General features: G+C 62.6%; 18 protein-coding genes and 1 tRNA gene. 11 read left to right on the forward strand and 8 right to left on the reverse strand.

Annotated features, from left to right (window positions below; genetic code table 11):
* Nucleotides 1-230 precede the first annotated feature (230 nt).
* Together IHE39_RS05780 and IHE39_RS05785 are read right to left on the reverse strand one after the other, a co-directional pair.
* Nucleotides 231-371 carry a DUF1127 domain-containing protein gene (locus IHE39_RS05780; RefSeq protein ID WP_018427695.1) on the reverse strand — a complete coding sequence of 47 codons (141 nt, stop codon included), beginning with the start codon at nt 369-371 and terminating at the stop codon, nt 231-233.
* Nucleotides 372-422: 51 nt separating this feature from the next.
* Nucleotides 423-563 (reverse strand): DUF1127 domain-containing protein, encoded by a 141-nt coding sequence (locus IHE39_RS05785; RefSeq protein WP_082496386.1) that lies wholly within the window; start codon nt 561-563, stop codon nt 423-425.
* A 223-nt stretch (nt 564-786) separates the two neighbouring features.
* On the opposite strand from IHE39_RS05785, the gene IHE39_RS05790 reads away from it, so the two are divergent.
* A complete protein-coding gene (locus tag IHE39_RS05790) occupies nt 787-1890 on the forward strand; it encodes a DUF2157 domain-containing protein (protein ID WP_192565793.1) in 1104 nt (367 codons plus the stop codon).
* Nucleotides 1887-2495, forward strand: coding sequence for a GDYXXLXY domain-containing protein (locus tag IHE39_RS05795; protein WP_192565794.1), 609 nt, complete (start codon nt 1887-1889; stop codon nt 2493-2495). Before IHE39_RS05790 ends, IHE39_RS05795 begins: the two co-directional genes overlap by 4 nt.
* Nucleotides 2496-2518: 23 nt before the next feature.
* Here IHE39_RS05795 and IHE39_RS05800 read toward each other — a convergent pair whose 3' ends face one another.
* The 3 genes from IHE39_RS05800 to IHE39_RS05810 form a co-directional block, all read right to left on the reverse strand.
* Nucleotides 2519-4096 (reverse strand): glycosyltransferase, encoded by a 1578-nt coding sequence (locus tag IHE39_RS05800; protein WP_192565795.1) that lies wholly within the window; start codon nt 4094-4096, stop codon nt 2519-2521.
* A gap of 91 nt (nt 4097-4187) precedes the next feature.
* On the reverse strand, nt 4188-5432 hold the full coding sequence (locus IHE39_RS05805; protein ID WP_192565796.1) for a glycosyltransferase: 1245 nt from the start codon (nt 5430-5432) through the stop codon (nt 4188-4190).
* Between the two features lie 164 nt (nt 5433-5596).
* Nucleotides 5597-6445 (reverse strand): GntR family transcriptional regulator, encoded by an 849-nt coding sequence (locus IHE39_RS05810; RefSeq protein WP_312880768.1) that lies wholly within the window; start codon nt 6443-6445, stop codon nt 5597-5599.
* Between the two features lie 231 nt (nt 6446-6676).
* Here IHE39_RS05810 and IHE39_RS05815 point away from each other — a divergent pair, with 231 nt between their 5' ends.
* From IHE39_RS05815 to IHE39_RS05850, 8 genes are read left to right on the forward strand one after another with little or no spacing between them, the layout of a single operon-like run.
* Nucleotides 6677-7840 carry a C45 family autoproteolytic acyltransferase/hydrolase gene (locus IHE39_RS05815; protein ID WP_192565797.1) on the forward strand — a complete coding sequence of 388 codons (1164 nt, stop codon included), beginning with the start codon at nt 6677-6679 and terminating at the stop codon, nt 7838-7840.
* 2 nt (nt 7841-7842) lie between these two features.
* A complete protein-coding gene (locus IHE39_RS05820; protein WP_192565798.1) occupies nt 7843-8787 on the forward strand; it encodes an ABC transporter permease in 945 nt (314 codons plus the stop codon).
* A complete protein-coding gene (locus IHE39_RS05825) occupies nt 8784-9602 on the forward strand; it encodes an ABC transporter permease (RefSeq protein WP_184769110.1) in 819 nt (272 codons plus the stop codon). Before IHE39_RS05820 ends, IHE39_RS05825 begins: the two co-directional genes overlap by 4 nt.
* Complete coding sequence (locus IHE39_RS05830; RefSeq protein WP_192565799.1) at nt 9599-11248, forward strand: dipeptide ABC transporter ATP-binding protein; 1650 nt, start codon at nt 9599-9601, stop codon at nt 11246-11248. The genes IHE39_RS05825 and IHE39_RS05830 overlap by 4 nt, the downstream gene beginning before the upstream one ends.
* A 21-nt stretch (nt 11249-11269) precedes the next feature.
* On the forward strand, nt 11270-12130 hold the full coding sequence (locus IHE39_RS05835; protein ID WP_192565800.1) for an alpha/beta hydrolase family protein: 861 nt from the start codon (nt 11270-11272) through the stop codon (nt 12128-12130).
* A gap of 26 nt (nt 12131-12156) precedes the next feature.
* On the forward strand, nt 12157-13716 hold the full coding sequence (locus IHE39_RS05840) for an ABC transporter substrate-binding protein (protein ID WP_192565801.1): 1560 nt from the start codon (nt 12157-12159) through the stop codon (nt 13714-13716).
* 21 nt (nt 13717-13737) lie between these two features.
* On the forward strand, nt 13738-15174 hold the full coding sequence (locus IHE39_RS05845; protein ID WP_192565802.1) for an amidase: 1437 nt from the start codon (nt 13738-13740) through the stop codon (nt 15172-15174).
* 8 nt (nt 15175-15182) lie between these two features.
* Nucleotides 15183-15809 carry an FMN-binding negative transcriptional regulator gene (locus IHE39_RS05850; protein WP_192565803.1) on the forward strand — a complete coding sequence of 209 codons (627 nt, stop codon included), beginning with the start codon at nt 15183-15185 and terminating at the stop codon, nt 15807-15809.
* 51 nt (nt 15810-15860) lie between these two features.
* Here IHE39_RS05850 and IHE39_RS05855 read toward each other — a convergent pair.
* A tRNA-Leu gene (locus tag IHE39_RS05855) sits at nt 15861-15945 on the reverse strand.
* 342 nt (nt 15946-16287) lie between these two features.
* On the opposite strand from IHE39_RS05855, the gene tig reads away from it, so the two are divergent.
* Nucleotides 16288-17748, forward strand: coding sequence for a trigger factor (tig, locus tag IHE39_RS05860; protein ID WP_192566063.1), 1461 nt, complete (start codon nt 16288-16290; stop codon nt 17746-17748).
* Nucleotides 17749-17836: 88 nt separating this feature from the next.
* On the opposite strand, the gene radC is transcribed toward tig, so the two are convergent.
* Together radC and map are read right to left on the reverse strand one after the other, a co-directional pair.
* Complete coding sequence (radC, locus tag IHE39_RS05865) at nt 17837-18589, reverse strand: RadC family protein (protein ID WP_192565804.1); 753 nt, start codon at nt 18587-18589, stop codon at nt 17837-17839.
* Nucleotides 18590-18733: 144 nt separating this feature from the next.
* On the reverse strand, nt 18734-19561 hold the full coding sequence (gene map, locus IHE39_RS05870; RefSeq protein WP_184769117.1) for a type I methionyl aminopeptidase: 828 nt from the start codon (nt 19559-19561) through the stop codon (nt 18734-18736).
* Between the last annotated feature and the right edge of the window lie 12 nt (nt 19562-19573).

The following is a 19573-nucleotide window of genomic DNA, read 5'->3' on the forward strand; positions in this document are numbered from 1 at the left end:
GGTCAGCTTATCGGGAGGAAGAAGCTGACCTATTCGCCTTTGTCGGGGAGGAGGTCGACGCAGGCTGAATTCTCTTCGCCAATCGAAGAGGGCGAAACTCTCCGGGGTAACGACACCCGCCAGGGGAGGAGGTCTGGCGGGTGTGTTAAGGTGGTCAGCTCATCGGGAGGAAGAAGCTGACCGGATCCGTCCAGGTCGGGGAGGAGGTCGACCCTGACGGAAGCTCTGAATTAGATAGCGCGGCGGGCGATCGACTGGATCTCGCCACGATTGATGCCGAGATCGGCAAGCTGGCGGTTCGACAGACGGCCAAGCTCGTTCACCGTCTCGCGATAAGCGCGCCAGTTACGGTAAGTGCGGAGCAAGTTCATTTTAGTTCTCTTTTCGGTTCGGACAGGTAGGTCGGGTAGATCGGCTTCGGTTTAGATCGCCTTGCGAGCGACGAAGTGGATGTCGCTGCGGGTAATGCCGAGGTCGGTCAGTTCACGGTTCGACAGGCGGCTCAGCTCGGAGACAGTGTCACGGTAGCGGCGCCAGTTGCGGTAATTGCGGATCAGGTTCATCTTCGTTTTCCCTTCGTCTTCTTTTCTCTTCTGTGTACGGGGCGTAGATAGGATGCCCTTGCCTAAAATTGAAGCGCTATGCTCGCATGGCAGCAATGCGTTTTGTGCATTGCAACATTAATGGGCATTAAGCCTTCGGTCATAATTGTGACCGAATCTGAAATTCGCCATGATGACAACGGCTTGGCCTTGATACGGTCCGCCGGGCAGGGGGAAGCGACATATGGCGAGCTACGCCACCAAGGTGAAGAATGACATCGGCCGTTGGGTCGAGAGCGGACTTGTCGACCGCGCGACCGGCGACGCGCTTGTTCGCGATGTCGAGGCCAACGAGCGCAACGGGCTCAATTTCGGTTCGATCCTCGCCATTATGGCGGCACTGCTGTTTGCGGCAGCGATCCTGATCCTCGTCGCGGCCAATTGGGAAGCGATACCGCGCGCTGCGCGCGTATGCGCGTTGTTTGCCGTGATCTTTGTGGGCTACGTCGGCGGCGCCGTGCTCAAGCAGCGTGACCATGGCGGCTTTGCCGAAGCCTTGTGGCTGATCGGTGCCGCGGCCTTTGGCGGTTCCATCGCGCTGATCGGCCAGATGTATCATTTTTCCGGCGACGAGGCCTCGGCCGTCGTCACCTGGAGCATCGGCACAGCCATCGCCGCAGCGGCACTGCGCTCCAATGCGCTGACCGTGGCCGCCGTCGGCATCGCCGACGCATGGCTGGTGATGAAGGGCTTCGAGCTGTTCCGTCGCTCGGAGTTCCCGCATCTCTTTATAACATTCATGGCAGTGTTCTGGGCGCTGTCGTTCTGGACGCAGAGCCGCGCTGCCCGGCATCTGATCGCGCTTTCGGTCATTCTATATGCAGTGCTGCTCGGCTTTCACTACGAGTCGCTCGAGGTCGGGCTGGTGCTTGCGCTGGTCTCGGCGGCACTTCTTGCCGTTGCAGCGCTTGCGCCTGCGGCCTCGGAGCATATTGCCCAGCTTGGCGGGCGACTGCCCCTGCATGCGCTGATCGGATTCCTCTCCGGCATGGGCATGGTGCAACTCGACCAGATCGATGACGGCGGCTTTGTCATCGCGGCCGCCGTTGCGCTGGCGGTCATTGCAACAGTGATTGTATTTCTTGGCCGCGAGGGCCGTGGCTTGCGCTGGATCGCCTATGTCGGCTTCGCCTTCGAACTTGCCGTCATCTACCTGGTGACGGTCGGCTCCATGCTCGGCACGGCGGGCTTCTTCTTCGCAGCTGCACTCATTCTCGCCGGCCTCGCCTATGCGATCATCCGCATTGAACGGCGCATGAAATCACAGCCAGCTCAGGGAGCAGCATGATGGCCCGCTACAAGCTCGTTGTCGCCGCCATCGTACTGGCACTGGCGCAGATCGGCTTCCTCGGCTGGATGATCGTTGGGCGCGCGGCGATATTGCGCGATGGCAAGGAGGTCCTGCTCAAGGTTGAACCAGTCGATCCGCGCGACCTGTTGCGCGGCGATTATGTCCGGCTCGGCTACGACATTTCGCGCATAGAGGTGGAAAAGATTGCCAACCTGCCGCAGGGCGAAGCCGCGACCGCGGAAGGCCCAATCATCGTGCGCCTGAAAAAGGATGCCGACGGCTTTTGGCGGGCGACGTCAGCTTGGCTCGGAGCGGCCACGACTCCCGCACCAGATGATGAGGTCGATCTGCTGGGCCAGGTCTCCAATGGCTGGAGCCTGACGCCTGGTTCAACCATCAGTGTCGACTACGGCATCGAACGGTTCTACGTGCCCGAAGGCGAGGGGCTGGCGATCGAGGAGGAGATGCGCAAGCGAAACGCCGGCGCGGAGCCCGAACTGCGCAGCTTCGGGATCAAGGTAGCGGTGGCGAGCGACGGCAGCGGCCAGATCAAGGCGCTGATGGACGGCGACACCATGCTTTTCGTAGAGCCGCTTTACTAGGACAGAGCAACGCCCCTGATGCTTTACCAGGGGACGTGCAGTACTTCGATCTTGGGCAGGCCGAGCGGAACGATGCCGAGATCCTTGGCAAGCGCCGCAAAGCCTTCGGTCTCGAGCAGGAACTTGTAGGGAATTTCCGGGAAATTGAGCCCACCGCGATGCAGTGCTGCATCGACAAGCAGCATTGCACCACCAACGCCGTCGAGATTGACGCTTTCGACGTCGCGCAGATCGCTGAGATACAACCGCCGCCCGCCCTTGGCCGGAGGCTGATAGAGCCCGTTTCGCATCGCCCGCCAGTAGCGGTAGTCTCGCTGATGGCTGGTGGTGACGAAGCTGTTGAGGTCGAAGCTGCCCTCGCCGGAGACTTTTGTGCAGTCCGGCGTCACGATCCGCCGTCCTGTCTCGGTCAGTCGCGCGACGATGTCGGTCGGGTATCGCCATACGTCGATGTCGATCCACAGCGCCCAGTCGTCGCTTTCGTCGAGGCCATGCTCAATAAGGTGATTGCGTATGGCGGCGATTCCAGCGCGCCGCACGCGTTGCAAGTGGGGCTTCCAACGTTTCGAGCGATCTAGTTTTTTGCCCAGAGACTTCCTGAGCAAGATCACGTCGCGGTATAGGTCCTTAAGCGGCGCTGTCGCTTCCTTCAGTCGCTCCCAGCTTCCATCGGTGCTGTCGCCTTCGCAGAACACCAGCTTGATGCACTCCTTAGGGTGCTCCAGACGCGCCAACGCTGCCAGGCTTGGACCGATATGGTCGGCGGCGTCTCTGAGTGGGATAAGGATGGCAAGGTTTTTTCCGGAAGGCGGCAGGCGTTTGACGACTGCCGGGTCCACTGCGGCTTGAGCTGCCGCCATGTCCATCTGCGCGCCCTTGGTGAGCTCATGGCGAATGCGATAAAATGCGCTCCTTAGGTGCTCCAGAACCGATGGTGGTTTGCTGCGAATCCACCAGGTTCCACTCCAGTGGTGGATCGACAGTGTTGGCGAAGAGGCTGTCGGGTCAATCGCGGCGGTGCCGTTTCTGTCGGTTGGGGCGAACAGGGCGCTGGGATGGATCGTCAAGGCGCCTTGGTCGGCATAGCTGAGTTGAGCGCCCGTGAGCATGCACGGCCCCGTAGCGTCGAGCACGTCGCGAGCGTTTCGCATCGCCGGCAAGCCCGCGATAAGATGCTCCCAGAAAGGATGCGCTTTAGGGCTCGCCATCGTGCCGTTGAACAACAAATAGGGCAGATTGCGGACGCGGATCTGATCCTGTGCATGGATATCGGGCTCCTTGCACAAGACGACACGATCTTCGTGCATGATCGCTTCGAAAGGCCCGATGCACTCGCAATCGAGGTCAGCATAGACGCCACCGAAATGGTGCAGCAGCATGTAGCGTGCGGCGTCTGCGCGCTGAACGCCATTCCAATAGCTGCAATAAGTTGGCAGATACTGGGGATAATGCTCGGCGACAAAGTCGAGAAGCATCCTGTCGCTCCACAAGATGTGACGCCAACCCGGGTTATGTTTTTCCCAACTCTTCGACCAGGCGAGGAAATTCTCGGGAATGCTATCGGTCTTCCAAGTCTGGTGAAGAATTTTGGGAATTGTCATGCAATGCCGATCAAACTCGTCTTTCAGTCATGCTGCGAGTCATGACATTATTAGTCGAGGCTGATCAAGCTGTTATCGAGGGTTTCTCGGATCAAACGAGACTGGACCTGACGGCGGCCGCGATGGCTTGCGGACCAAAGCGTTGCGAGACCGTTTCGCGGGCGCGCCGCCGCCGCGCCTGAAGCCAGCCGGGATCGCTGCACAATGCGACTGTGCGTGCCGCGAGTTCGTCGTCGGTCTCGGCAAAGTCGATGTCGACGCCGTCAACCAGACCGAGGCCCTCCGCTGCCAGCCGGGTGGCGATGACCGGCAGGCCCCAGGCCATCGCTTCCAGTATCTTGAGGCGCGTGCCGCCGCCGCTGACGAGCGGCACGACGGCCAGGTGCGCGCGGCGATAAAGCTCCGCCAGATCGTCTGGATTGGCGATGAGTTCGACATCGGGCAGGGCGGCCACGTCGGCAAGGCTGCGGTGGGGGCTGCGTCCGGCGATGATCAGCTTTACGCCGCCGAGTGCGGTTTGCATCCGCGGCAGAATCTGCGTTGCCAGCCTGCGCGCCGCTTCGAGGTTGGGAGGGTAGTTGAGGTGGCCGATGAACAGTAGCGTCGGCTGGCCATGGGCCATTGCGGGCTGGTCGGCCAATTGTTCGGGGATGAGGTCGAACCGGGGGACGCCATTTGGAATGACATCGGCATTGGCACGGCCGCCGGACAAGCCGCGCAGCCTTTCGCGATCCTGCTCCGAGCAGACCCAGACCTTGTCCACCAAGCGCAGCGACCGCAACTCCATGTCTCGCATGCGCCTGACATGGCGGGTCTTCTTCGAAAACAGCCTGGCCAGCCAGCCGGACTCCGGCATCATCTGCCGCGCAAGGTCGGATTCGATGTTGTGCATGTCGAGCACGAGTGTCGGCGCCAGCGGCCGCAGATGCGAAAGCAGGGGAAACAGCGGAATGCCCTCGACGACTATGGTGTCGGGCTTGAAGTCGCGCGCCACCGCCAAGAGGCGCGAAAGCGCAATTTGGGGGATGCGCGTGTCAAGGGGGGTCTGGCGCTTGGTGAGGCGCGGCGAAGTCGCAGCCTCGGCGGGGTTGGTGAGGGCCAGTGTCGTGATGCGGCTGTCGTCGAGCTTCGCCGGTGCAGATGCTTCACGCACCGAAATCACCAACACGTCGCCAAGCGTGGCCAGTGCCTGGGCATTCTGCCAGTTGCGCAGATCTCCGCCCGAGACGGGCGGCCAGACGGCGTCGGACGCGACGAGCAGGGTGCGTCGGGAAGCCGACAGACTGTTGCTGTCGACTGTTGTAGCGGCGCCTATGGGATTTGTCGGTGCGTGCACGGCTGGATCACTCTCGTTCAGAGGTTTCAGGTCCGCCGGGCAGAGCGAGTTGGATGCGGTCGAATAGCAGAAACGGCAGGGGCCGTCACCTGATTCCGCCGTTTGCACATGTCATTGCCATTTGAGCGATGCCTCCAATCGGGAGGGTAACCAGATTGGCGGAGCTACAGCGCTCCCTCGGAACTCGCCTGCATCAGGTGGCGACGGAGCAGGGCCGAGGCGAAGCTGTAGTCCCCCGACTCGATCGCGCGCAGTATCGAAAGATGGTCCCCGGCGGACTCGCGCAGCCGCGATTCGCTGAGATGCGAGAAGTCGCTTAGCTCGGTCATGTGGCGCAGGCTGTTCTGGCGCTGCAGGCTCTGCACCAGGAAACGGTTGTTCGACCACGAGACGATGGTTTCGTGAAAACGCGCATTGACCGTGAACCACTCGTTGCGGCTGATCTCGTGGATCGGGCGGTTCAGCATGGCCGTCTGTTCACGCTCGATCACGTGCAACTGGTCCATTTTCGGCGCGTAGCCGGGAACAAGCAGCGCGTTGCATTCGACGATCAGGCGGAATTCGTAGCTTTCATCGACGGCCTCCTTGCTGACCAGGGCTTCCGCGAACTGCCAGCCATGGCCGGCCCTGCGGGCAACAAGGCCCTCCGTCGACATTCGCATGAGCGTGCGCCTGACAGCGCCGCGTGTCGTTGAAAACTGCTCCAGCAGCTCGGTTTCAGAGACTTCCTCGGCGATCCTGCCGGAGGCGCGCGCCTCCATGATCTGATTGTAGAGGTTTTCCGTCTCCGACTGGCCGATGATCTCGCCGACGGCATCGTTGCCAGGTTCCCGGGCAAGTTGCAGGCCGCGGGTCGGCGAGTGTTCGATGAGCCCCTCGTTCACAAACAGTTGCAATGCCTGTCGTAGCGGTGTGCGCGACACGCCGAGCTCGCGCGCCAGCGCGGTCTCAGAAATACGCTCCTTCACCGACCAGCGCCCCTGGTTGATCAGTGCAAGCACCTTCTGCGCCACGTCGGCCTGCAGATTGCTGAGCGTCGCAGCGTGTTCCAGAGGTTCCGTCTCCATGCTGCCTCGTCTGCCCATCCCGCAGCGGTTCTGCGCTGCATCCAGATGGACTATATGGCGGCGGCATAGGCAAAACAAGTGTACCTATAGAATGCAAAATCCATAAAATTAACGATGGAGTGTGGACATCGGTTTTTTGTAGCGATATAGAACTGAAATGAACTTTACGGAGCAGGCATGCAAGTCGACCCCTTTCCTCTCGTGACATTGTCGGGTGGCGCCTATGAGCGCGGGCGGCAGTACGGCGCACTGCTAACGGGCAGGATCGCGCTCAGCGCTAAGCTTTACGGCGGGGCGCTGGAGAAGATCGGCTTTGCCGACGACCGCCGCATCGCGCTTATCCGGTCTTATGCCGATCGCATTGCCGAGTTCGACGAAAGCTATGTCGAGGAAATGCGTGGCATCGCCGATGGCTCGGGCATCGCCTTCGAAGACATCGTGATGATCAACGCGCGGACCGAGATCGTGGCTGCGGCGGGCGCCGAGATGGGCGTCGACGAAGATCCCGACGACGGCTGCACCGGTGTGATCGTCATGCCGGAGCGCAGCACGACCGGCACCTTGCTTCACGCCCAGAACTGGGACTGGCGCGTCGAGTGTGCGGAAACGGGTGTCGTGCTTCGCGTCCGGAGCGGCGATCGGGGTCCGGATTTCCTGACCTTCGTCGAGGCGGGTGGCCTTGCCCGCAGTGGCTTCAATGCGGCCGGAACGTCGATTACGGCAAACTACCTCGAGTGTGAGCGCGACTTCACCCAGCAAGGCGTGCCGCTCGGCGCCATCCGCCGCAAGGTGCTGGAGGGCGAGCATTTCGCCAAAGCGATCAAGGCTGTCGCCACCACGCCGAAGTCGTGCTCGAACAACATCATGATCGCGTCGTCCGCGGGCTTCGGCATCGACTTCGAATGTGCGCCGGACGAAGCGTTTCCCCTCTACCCACAGGATGGGCTTCTCGTTCACGCCAATCACTGGGTGAGCCCTGTTGCCCTGTCGAAGCTGCGCGACACCGGCATCCCGCACGTGCCGGAAAGCCATTATCGCGACTGGCGGGTGAAGCGTATTCTCGACGAGCGCGGCGACAAACTCGGGCGCGGCGACCTGAAGGCCGCGCTGTTCGACGACTTCCTCGCACCTTACTCCGTATGCCGCCCGCCGCGGGAAAACGAGTCGAACAACATCTCGACCACGGTCGCCATGATCGTGATCGATTCCTCCCGGGGCTTCATGGAAATCGCGCCGCTGCCGGCGCTCAACAAGAATTTCCGGACCTACGCCCTCGACGATGCCCATCTGCTGCCCGACGACGCCGCGCCGCGGGCCGAGTCGCTGCAGGTTGGAAGCTAGCCATGCTGCGTTTTGCGCTCGCACGGCTGGCCATGGCGATACCGACATTGCTGCTCGTCGCGGTGACGGTGTTCGTGCTCATCCGTCTCATCCCCGGCGATCCGGCGGCGATGATGCTCGGCGACGCGTCCGACGCACAAGGGCTGGCGGCGCTGCGCGAGCGGCTCGGTCTCGACCGCAGCATCCCCGAACAGTTCCTGATCTGGGCGTCGCTGCTGCTCCAGGGCGATCTCGGCAAGTCCATCGTCTCGGGACAGGACGTGCTGCCGACCATCCTCGATCGCTTTTCAGTCAGCGTCCAGATCGTCATTCCGGCTGTTTTGCTGGCGACCCTTGTCGCCGTGCCGATGGGCATGTTTGCCGCCTGGAAACAGAACAGCCTGCGCGACATATCGCTGGTCAGTTGTGCGACGTTGATGCTGTCCATCCCGGCGTTCTGGATGGGCATGCTGCTGTTGCTGCTGTTCGGGCTGAAGCTGCGCTGGCTGCCGGTGGTTGGCTACGTCAACTTTTCCGAGGATCCGAAGGCCGCATTCGTCTATCTCATCCTGCCCGTCGCCACCCTGTTCTTGCACGAGGTCGGCGTGATCCTGCGCATGGCGCGCGCCTCGACTCTGGAAGTGCTCAACCTCGAATACATCACCCATGCCCGGGCAAAGGGCCTGCCCGAAAGTGCAGTGATGTGGCGGCACGCTTTCCGTAATGCCTTCGGCCCGACCTGGACGTTGCTGGGTCTCATCCTCGGCAACCTTTTGGCCGGAGTGGCGATCATCGAGACCGTGTTCACCATTCCCGGTCTCGGCCGCCTGCTCGTCGATGCGATCTTTGCCCGCGACTACCCGGTCATCCAGGGCTGCCTGCTGTTCATCGCCTCCATCTACATCCTGGTCAATCTGGTGGTTGACCTGCTGTACCCCATCTTCGACCCGAGGATTGCTGCGCAATGAGACGGCTCCCGCTCAATCTCCTCATCGGTGGTGTGCTCATCACGGTGCTCGCGGCCATGGCGCTGATCGGCATGGTCTGGACGCCTTACGATCCGCTGGCGATGAACTTCGCCGCCACGCTTTCGCCGCCGAGCGCCAGCCACTGGCTGGGAACCGATGAGTTCGGGCGCGACCAGTTGAGCCGGTTGATGACCGGAGCCGGCACCAGCGTTCGCACCAGCGCCCTTACTGTGCTGCTGGCGGTGTCCGCCGGAACGCTGTTCGGTGTCGTCAGCGGCTTCATGCGCGGTTGGCCCGACCGGATCATCATGACCCTCAACGATGTGCTGCTCGCCTTTCCCGGGCTGCTGTTCGCGCTCGGTCTGCTTGCCGTCCTGGGCGCAACGGAAGGCGGCATCATCCTGTCGCTCGGGCTGATCTACATGTCCTCGGTCGTTCGCGTCGTGCGGGGCACGGTGCTCGGACTGCGGGCGAGGGAATTCGTCGAGGCATCAGCCGTGATGGGCAATTCGCGCCTTTACACCATGTGGCGCCACGTTCTGCCCAACTGCATCGCGCCGCTTACGGTGCTGGCCACATCCATCTGCGGCTGGGCCATGCTGGCGGAAAGCTCGCTGAGCTTCCTTGGCCTTGGCGTTGCGCCGCCGTCGCCGACCTGGGGCAATATGCTGTCCGGCAGCCGGGCCTTCCTGGATCAGGCGGTGTGGCTGGTGATCTTTCCCGGCCTTTCCATCTCGGCGTCGCTGCTCGGCATCAATCTCCTGGGCGATGCGCTGCGCGACATGCTCGACCCCCGCATGAGGATCCGCGCATGACCACGGCCCCGCTTCTCGAGATCGAGAACCTGTCGCTTGCGGTGCCTGCGGCCGGGCTCACCATCGTCCGCCAGGCAAGCATTGCCATCGCGCCGGGCGAGATCGTCGGCATCGTTGGCGAGTCCGGTTCCGGCAAGACCATGCTCGGGCGTGCCGTAATCGGCCTTTCTCCACCGCCGGTGAAGCATGCCGGCGGCGACATCCGCTACCTCGGTCGCGCTTTTTCATCGATGAGCGAAGCCGAACTGCGCTCCATCCGCGGCACTGGCGTCGCCATGATCTTCCAGGAGCCGATGACCTCGCTGAATCCGTCGATGACCATCGGCCGCCAGATGGAGGAGGGGCTGGCGCTGCACGGCGGCATCACTGCCCCGGAACGGCGAAAGCGCGTCCTGGCGATGCTGGAGCGGGTTGGCATCGGCGCCGACGAGCGCTTGCTGAGTGCTTATCCGCACGAGTTCTCAGGCGGCATGAGGCAGCGCATCATGATCGCCAGCGCCATGTTGCTGCGCCCGGCACTGCTCGTTGCCGACGAGCCGACAACCGCGCTCGACGCCGTGACTCAGCGCGATATCATGGATCTGCTTGTCGAACTGACCCGCGAGCACAAGACCGCGGTCATGCTCATCAGCCACGACCTACCGATGGTCGCGCGCTATGCCGGCCGGATCGTCGTCATGCAGAACGGCTCGATCGTCGAGCAGGGCCTAACGTCCGAACTGCTGGCAGCGCCGCAGCACGACTACACTAAAAGGCTGCTGTCTTCGTTGCCTACCCGCGGGCCGGCGCGGCCCGTGGCCAAGGGTGACGCTCTGATTTCGGTCGATAAGCTGGTCGTCGAGTTCCGCAAGAACGGCGGCCTGTTCAAGCGCGCCAGCACCAAGGCGGCGGTGCGAAACGTCAGCCTGGACATTCGTCCCGGCGAGGTCGTTGCTGTGGTTGGCGGATCAGGTTCCGGCAAGACCACTCTTGCCCGGGCGATCGCCGGACTGACGACATTTCAGGGCGGCAGCGTCACGTTCCGCGGACAGGCGATGTCAAACGGCGATGCGGCCTCGCGCAGGGACTATCGCAAGCATTGCCACATGGTCTTCCAGGATCCGTTTTCGTCGCTGGACCCGCGCATGAAAGTTGGCGCGCTGGTAGGCGAGAGCCTGCGCGCATTGCCCGAGATCCCCAGGTCCGCTCATGGACGGCTCATCGAAGAGGCGCTCGTCGACGCCTCGCTGGATCCGATACTGGCAAGCCGCTTTCCCCATGAGCTGTCGGGCGGGCAGCGGCAGCGCGTGGCCATTGCCCGCGCGCTCGTGCGCCGCCCAGCCTTCGTCATCGCCGACGAGGCCGTGTCGGCGCTCGATGTCACCGTACGCGCCCAGATATTGTCGCTGCTGGCCGAACTGCAGAAGAAGCTCGACTTCGCCTGCCTGTTCATCACCCACGACCTTGCCGTGGTCGAGCAGATCGCCGATCGCGTCATCGTCATGCAGGATGGCGTGATCGTCGAGGAGGGCAGTCGCGACGCCATTCTCGACAACCCCAGCCATCCCTACACCCGCAAGCTTCTGAGCGCGATCCCGCTGCTCGAACCGACGACGGCCGGCGGCCTGCGCCTCAAGTGGCGTCACGCCGACGCCGCGATGCAATGAACTGACAGGGAGGGAACAGCGATGGCTGGACATATTCAGCGCACGTCGAGGCAGGGACACGGCATCAAGCTGAGCTACTATGATTTTGGCGCGACGCCGTTCTTTGCCTGCCAGATGGATCAGCGCTTCAGCTACTGCCTTCATGTGCCTGAGGGATATAGCGAAACGGACGCAAAGATCTACAATCTTGCGGTCATCGTCCATGGTACAGGGCGCACCGCGACATGGTATCGCGACCGCTTCGCGGATTTCGCCGACAACAATGACTGCATCATTCTCGCGCCGCTCTTTCCGGTGGGAATCATCGAGCCGGGCGAGTTGTCGAACTACAAGCGCATCGATTTTCACGGCATCCGCTACGATCACATCCTGCTGTCGATGGTCGACGAGGTGTGCGCCAAGTACCGCGTCCGCGACGATGGCTTCCTCATGTACGGCTATTCCGGCGGCGGGCAGTTTTGCCAGCGCTTCTTCATGCTGCATCCGCAGCGGCTGCGTGCCGTTTCGATCGGCGCCCCCGGCGTCGTGACGCTGCTCAATGCCGACTACGACTGGTGGGTCGGTGTGCGCGACATCGAACAGCGCTTCGGCCACCGCATCAACCTCGAGGCGATGCGGCGCGTGGAAGTGCAGACCGTCATCGGCAGCGAAGACACCCAGACCTGGGAGATCACCATCCCGCGCGACAGCAAGCTGTGGATGGATGGCGCCGAATTGCAGGGCGAGAACCGTCTCGATCGCATCGAGGCGCTCGCCGGATCGTTCGAGGCCGGTGGAATTCGCGTGCGCAGGGACGTCGTCTCTGGAATTGCGCACTCGCCCTTCGATATGGCCGGACCGGCCGAGGAATTCTTCACCACCGTAATCAGCAAAACAAAATAACAGCAACGACTTAGGGGAACAAAGCAATGCAGACCATCAAGCAACTGTCGGTCCTCGCGATCCTGCTCGGAACCGCCGCTTCGGCAACGTCGTCCTTGGCCAACGAAGCAGGGACACTGCGCGTCGCCATCCATTCGGACATCGCCAGCCTCAATCCCGGGGTCAATCGTGACGCCAATTCGGACATGGTGCTCGCCCATGTGGTGGAAGGGCTCGTCGGCTTCGGCGACGACCTGACGGTTAAGCCGATGCTCGCCGACAGCTGGACGACAAACGACGATGCAACCGTCTATGAATTCAAGCTGCGGGACGGGGTGAAATTCCACGACGGCAAGCCACTGACCGCCGAGGACGTGGTCTGGAACTTCAACCGCTACCTCGAACCAGCCACGACCTTCCAGTGCGTCGGGCGCTATGACGGCCAGGTCGGGCCGAAGCTCGCCAAGATCGAGGCAGTGGATGCTGGGACGGTGCGTTTCAGCTTCGACGCACCGGCACCGAATTTCCTGATTACGCTGGCGACCATCCAATGCACGCCGTGGATCCTGAGCCGCTCGTCCGTCGACGAAAACGGAGCCTTCGCCAAGCCGGTTGGCACCGGGCCATTCGCCTTCGACACGCAGCAGAGCGGCCGCTTCCTCGATCTCGTGCGTTTCAAGGAATACGCAGCACTGCCCGGCAAGCCTGACGGCTATGTCGGCAACAAGACCGCCAATCTCGAGCGCGTGCGCTTCATGGTCGTACCTGATGCCAGCACGCGATCGAACGGTCTTCAGTCAGGCGAAATCGACGTGATCGACGAGGTCGAGCCATCGGTCATCGAGTCGCTGCGCACCTCCAAGATGACAGTCGACATTCAGCCGACACCGGCATGGATGACGCTGCAGCTGCAGACCACGGCGCCTGCGCTTTCCGACCCGAAGATGCGCCGGGCGATCGCCCACGCCATCGATCTGACGCAGTTATCGGCGGCCCTCGGTGGCGGGCTTTACACGCCAAACCCGTCGGTTCTGGCCAAGGACACCTATTACTACGACAACTCGGCAGCCGCCTGGCCTGCCTACGATGTCGAACTTGCGCGCAAGCTGGCAGGCGAAGCTGGCTACAAGGGCGAGGAGATCAGCGTGCTGGTTGCCAATCGGCAGAACCGCGTGCAGGTCGCGACGATCATCCAGGCGATGCTGTCGCAGGCCGGCATCAAGATCCGCCTCGACGTGCGCGATTGGGCGACGCAACTCGACCAGTATCGCGCCGGCAAATACGAGCTCGCCGTCTTTGCCTATTCGGCCCGTCTCGATCCGCTGCTCAGCTACCAGTCCTATATCGGCGACAAGAAAGCCGAGCCGACCCGCATGTGGGACGACGCGCGCGCCACTGAACTGCTCGCCAAGGTCTCGACACTTCGCCAGCCCGAAGAGCGCAAGAAGGTGTTTTCGGAGCTGAACGCGGAAATGGGCAAGCAGGTGCCGATCCTCGGCCTGTTCAATATCCCGAGCGTGACAGCGCTTTCTCCTGGGGTGAAGGACTTTGCCGGCTGGCAGGGCGGCACCAACCGCTTCTGGGGCGTCACCAAGGTCGCCGACTGACTTGTCGGAAAGGGAGAGGGAATGTCCTTGCACGCGTTCGACTATGCCACCTCAGATGCAATGAGCGTGGCACAGGCAATCGCGGACGGTGTGCTGACACCGTCCGAGGCTGTCGCTGAAGCATTTGCCGCGATCGATCGCGTCAACCCCGTGCTGAACGCCGTGATCCTGGAAATGCGTGACGCCGCGCAGGACCAGCTTGCGGCCTTGCCCGAAACCGGGCCGCTGCGAGGGGTGCCGACCCTGCTGAAGGACGATTGCCCCTCATTTGCCGGTGCGGCCATGTCGTATGGTTGTCGCGCCGCGCGCGGAAATGTGTCGCACCAGGACCACGAGATCGTCTCTCGCTACCGCGCGGCCGGGCTGGTGGTCGTCGGCAAGACCAACCTGCCGGAAATGTCGTGCAACATCGCCACCGAGCCGACATTGCACGGGCCTGCCCTCAACCCGTGGAGCCTCAGCCGCAGCGTCGGCGGCTCTTCGGGCGGTGCCGCGGCGGCCGTCGCGGCGGGGGTGGTGCCCTTCGCCTATGGCAATGACGGCGCCGGATCGATCCGCATCCCGTCTTCCAACACCGGCCTGTTTGGCCTCAAGCCGTCGCGGGGGCGCACGCCGTGCGGCCCCGTTTCCTCCGAAAACTGGGGCGGTTTGGTCTGCCACCATGTCCTGACCCGCAGCGTCAGGGATTCGGCTGTCATGCTCGACCTGACCTCTGCCCAGGAGCCGGGATCGCTCTATGTCGCACCTTTCGAGGCCCAGTCGTTTCTTGCGGCGGCGGGCAGGCGCCCGGGACCACTTCGCATCGGCCTGGTCGATCGCTCCGACCTCGATATCGCAGTGGAGCCGCAGGTGCGCGCCGCACTAGAACGTGCCGCGGCCAGGATCGAGACGCTCGGCCACAAGGTCGTGCCCGTCTCCTTTGCCCATGACAGCGTTGCCCTCGCGCAGGCGGTGACCGACCTGATCGCCGCCTACACCGCGATCGAGGTCGACGACATCGCACTCGAAATGTCGTGCCCGGTCGACGATTTGCATTTCGAACCGGTGAATATCGGCCTTGCCGAATATGGCCACAGCCTTGGCGGTACCGATGTGTTGCGGGCGCGTGGCCGTGCCAACGCCACGTCGCGTGCCTTCGCCGGAGTCTTTGCCGGCGTCGACCTGGTGATGAGCCCGGTCACCCCGTGCCTGCCGCAACCGCTCGGCACGTTCGACGTGCGCAGCAGCGACTGGAAAACGTTCATCGGTAGCGTCATGGCGGCGAGCGTCTTCACCCATCCGGCGAATGCGGCAGGAATCCCCGCCATGAGCGTGCCGATGGAGCAGAGCGACGACGGGTTGCCGATAGGGATCCAGTTCCTGGCGCCCTATGGCGCAGAAGCGCTACTGCTGTCGGTGGCTGCCGAGATCGAGCGCACCTATCCATGGTCGCAGCGCCGGCCGTCGATCCACGCTTGAGGTTTCAAATGCTTTATACCAAGCCCTATTTCGATCCGCACGATGCGGCCGAGATCCACGACCTCGTCGACCGTGTCGTGCTCGGCACGCTGATCACGCCGCATAAGGGCGGCTTGGCGATCTCGCACCCGGTGTTCATGATGGACCGGGCGCGGAACTGCCTTGTTTCACATGTCGCCGCCAACAACAGCCACGCCGACCTGATCCGCAATGGGCTTCCGTCAGTTGCTGTCCTGATGGACCGCGGCAGCTACATTTCGTCCTCGTGGTATCCGGCGGCACCCGCCCGCGACAGCGCGCCGACGTGGAACTTCATGGTCGTGCACATTCACGGCACGCCGGTCCTGATGTCGCAGGCGCAGACCGCCAGGCATCTGCATGACCTTGTCAGGCACATGGAAGAAGGCCGCGAGGACCCGTGGCAACTGGGCGAACTGGGGCCTGGGGGGCTCGAGCGCCGGCTTCCCAACATTGTCGGCTACGAATTGCCGATTGCTCGCGTCGAGGCTCGGTTCAAGCTCGGGCAGGACGAACGTCGGCGCGACATGGTTGCCGCCGAACATCGGTTGCGCCAAGCGGGCAAAGACGGCCTTGCCAAAATCATGTCGCGATACTGCCCGGTGGAGCCTGAGTAGGCGGGAAGCGATGCAGTAAGGCCGCTGGCCGGTGCTCCAAAGGGGAGCATCTGGTGCGGATGATAGGAGTCGAACCTACACGCCTCTCGGCACTGGAACCTAAATCCAGGGCGTCTACCAGTTCCGCCACATCCGCATGCGACCGCCAATCCCATGCCGCCATCATTCTGTCAATCTCGGAGCCGAAATGACACCGGCCGGGAGAAACCGCGAAGATAGTTGAAAATTGGCCCCGCCTGTGACAAAAGGCCTGTCAAATAGGATGGGACGCAAGGGACCGTCTTTCAAAGACACGATAAGAAGTCGGAAAAACAATAACTTATCGGACTTTTGGAAGAAGGCGAAACCAAACGGGCCGCAACGGCGGGCCAGGATGGCGATTTGCGAACTTGAAGCCACCCCCGGCAAACGAATTCCGGCAGGCTGAACGGCAGGACGCCGTCCAAGCCGCGCCATACGTGAAAACAAAGGTTTGATGATGCAGGTCACCGAAACGCTCAACTCCGGCCTCAAGCGCGAGATCAAGGTCTCGGTTCCTGCCGGCGACATGGAAGCCCGCCTCGAGAAGCGGCTTTCGGCTGCCAAGGACAAGGTCCGCATCAACGGCTTCCGCCCCGGCAAGGTGCCGATGCAGCACATCCGCAAGATGTACGGCAAGTCCTTCATGGCCGAAGTGGTCAACGAGATCCTGACCGACTCGACGCGCTCGATCATCGCCGAGCGCGGCGAAAAGGCTGCGATGCAGCCCGACGTCGTGATGACCGAGGACGAGAAGGAAGCCGAGAAGATCCTCGCCGGCGGCGTCGATTTCGAGTTCTCGCTGAGCTACGAAGTGATCCCGGCGATCGAGATCAAGGACTTCACCGACATCAAGGTGTCGCGTCCCGTCTACGACGTTCCGGAAAGCGAAATCGACGAGCAGGTCAACCGCGTCGCCGAATCGGCCCGCACCTACGAGCCCAAGACCGGCAAGGCCTCTGACGGCGACCGCGTTACCATCGACTATGTCGGCAAGATCGACGGTGTTGCCTTCGACGGCGGCACGGGCGGCGACCAACCGCTGGTGCTCGGCTCGAAGGAATTCATCCCCGGCTTCGAAGACCAACTGATCGGTGCCAAGGTCGGCGACGAAAAGCTCGTCACCGTGACCTTCCCGGAAAACTACCAGGCCGCGCATCTGGCCGGCAAGGAAGCGACCTTCGATGTCACCGTCAAGGAAATCGCAGCCCCCGGCAAGCTCGAGGTCAATGACGAGACCGCCAAGAACCTCGGCCTCGAGTCACTCGAGAAGCTGCGTGACATCGTTCGCGGCCAGATCGAGAACCAGTTCGGTGCCATGACGCGCCAGAAGGTCAAGCGCCAGTTGCTCGACCAACTCGACGGTTCGTATCAGTTCGAAGCGCCTTCCAAGCTCGTCGAAGCCGAATTCAACAACATCTGGAGCCAGGTGACCCGAGATCTCGAGATTGCCGGCCGCACTTTCGCCGACGAAGAGACGACTGAAGAAGAAGCCCGCGCCGAATACCAGCGCCTGGCCGAGCGCCGCGTGCGCCTCGGCCTGGTTCTCGCCGAAATCGGCGAAAAGGCCGGCGTGACGGTTTCCGACGAAGAGCTGCAGCGCGGCCTGTTCGACACCGTTCGCCGCTACCCGGGCAACCAGCAGCAGGAAGTGTTCGACTTCTACCGCAACAACCCGTCGGCGCTGGTCAACCTGCGTGCGCCGCTGTTTGAGGAAAAGGTCGTCGATCACCTGCTGTCGCAGATCACCGTCACGGACAAGAAGGTGACCAAGGAAGAGCTGCTCGCCGACGACGAGGACGAAGCGTCGGAAAAGCCGGCCAAGAAGGCTTCGGCCAAGAAGGCTGACAAGGCCGAGGGCGAAGAGCCCAAGAAAAAGGCCGCTCCGAAGAAGAAGGCCAAGGAAGCCGACGCTGAGTAAGGCACCGCTCCTGGAATGAAATCGAAAGGCCGCCGGAGCAACCCGCGGCCTTTTTGATTCCGGGATAGGCGGCTGCCTTCGGCTGCAGCTAGATCAGCAGCAAGCCCTTCATGCTGGCAAAACCCTTTTTGCCGATGATGATGTGGTCGTGCATCGAGATGCCGAGCGGCTTGGCGATATCGATGATGGTTTTGGTCATGTCGATGTCGGCACGCGATGGCGTCGGATCGCCCGAGGGGTGATTGTGGACCAGGATGATGGCTGTCGCCGACAGCTCCAGCGCCCGCTTGATGACTTCGCGCGGATAGACTGGCGTATGGTCGATGGTGCCTTGCTGCTGCACCTCGTCGGCGATCAGCACGTTCTTCTTGTCGAGGAACAGGATGCGGAACTGTTCACGTTCCTCAAAGGCCATGGCGGCGCGGCAATAGTCGAGCACCTGGTTCCATGAAGACAGCACTTCGCGGCCGCTGATCTCGCCACGCGCCATGCGTCTGGCGGCTGCCGCGATGACCTTGAGGTCGAGCGCGACGGCCGGCCCGACACCTTTGATTTCCTGCAGCAGGTTGACCGGGGCGCCAAGCACCTCGGCCAGGGTGCCGAAACGGGCAAGCAGGGCCTTGGCTGCCGGCTTGGTGTCGGCGCGCGGGATCAGCCTGAAAAGCAGGAGTTCGAGCAGTTCGTAGTCGGCAAGATTGTCGCCGCCAGCCGTCGAAAAACGCTCACGCAGCCGTTCGCGATGGCCAAGATAATGGGGCTTTTCCTGCGCTGCTTCGCGCTTGGGCGGCGGCAGCGGCCGCTCGCCAAAGAAACCGCGCTCGTCGTGCTCGTCGCTGGCCATGCCCAGTATGTCGCCCCCGCGGCATCAGAGCGCCGTGCGTTCGAACGAACGCACAAAGGACGCGCTGTCTCCCAAGATCGACACATCGTGCTTTCGAAAATCGTTGCCGATATTCGGGCCGATGTGCGAACCGGCGAAGCGATATTATGCGGGCAGGCCCGGGCGGTCGAGCCCCTTGGGCGACAGGGTGAAGATCTCGCAGCCGGTCGCCGTCACGCCCACGGTGTGCTCGTATTGTGCTGACAGGGAACGGTCGCGGGTGACCGCCGTCCAGCCGTCGGACAGAACCTTCACATGCGGGCGGCCGAGATTGATCATCGGCTCGATAGTGAAGATCATGCCCTGGCGCATCTCGACGCCTTCATTGACGTTGCCGTAGTGCAGGATGTTCGGAGCGTCATGAAACAGCGCGCCGACGCCGTGACCACAGAAATCGCGTACCACCGAGCAGCGCTCGGCTTCGGCATAGGTCTGGATCGCGGCGCCGATGGCGCCGGTGCGGGCGCCGGGGCGGACGGCGGCGATGCCGCGCATCAGGCACTCATGGGTGACTTCCAGCAGGCGCTCGGCGGCGCGCTTGATGGTGCCGACCGGGTACATCCGGCTCGAATCGCCATGCCATCCGTCGAGGATGTAGGTGACGTCGATGTTGACGACGTCGCCGTCCTTGAGCGGCTTGTTGTCGGGAATGCCGTGGCAGACGACATGATTGATCGAGGTGCAGGACGACTTGGTGTAGCCGCGGTAGTTCAGCGTTGCCGGCAGCGCGCCGTGGTCCATGCCGTATTCGAAGACGAAGCGGTCGATCGCGTCGGTTGTAACCCCTGGCGCAACGCGGTCGACCAGTTCGTCGAGGCAGCTTGCGGTGAGCTGGCACGCCTTGCGCATGCCTTCGAAAGCCTCCGCGCCATAAAGGCGGATCTGGCCGGTGTTTCTGAGGGGCGCCGTGGCGGCGTCGAGATAGCTGACCATTGACCTCTACCG

The sequence above is a fragment of the Aminobacter carboxidus genome (assembly GCF_014863355.1).
Lineage (GTDB): Bacteria > Pseudomonadota > Alphaproteobacteria > Rhizobiales > Rhizobiaceae > Aminobacter > Aminobacter carboxidus.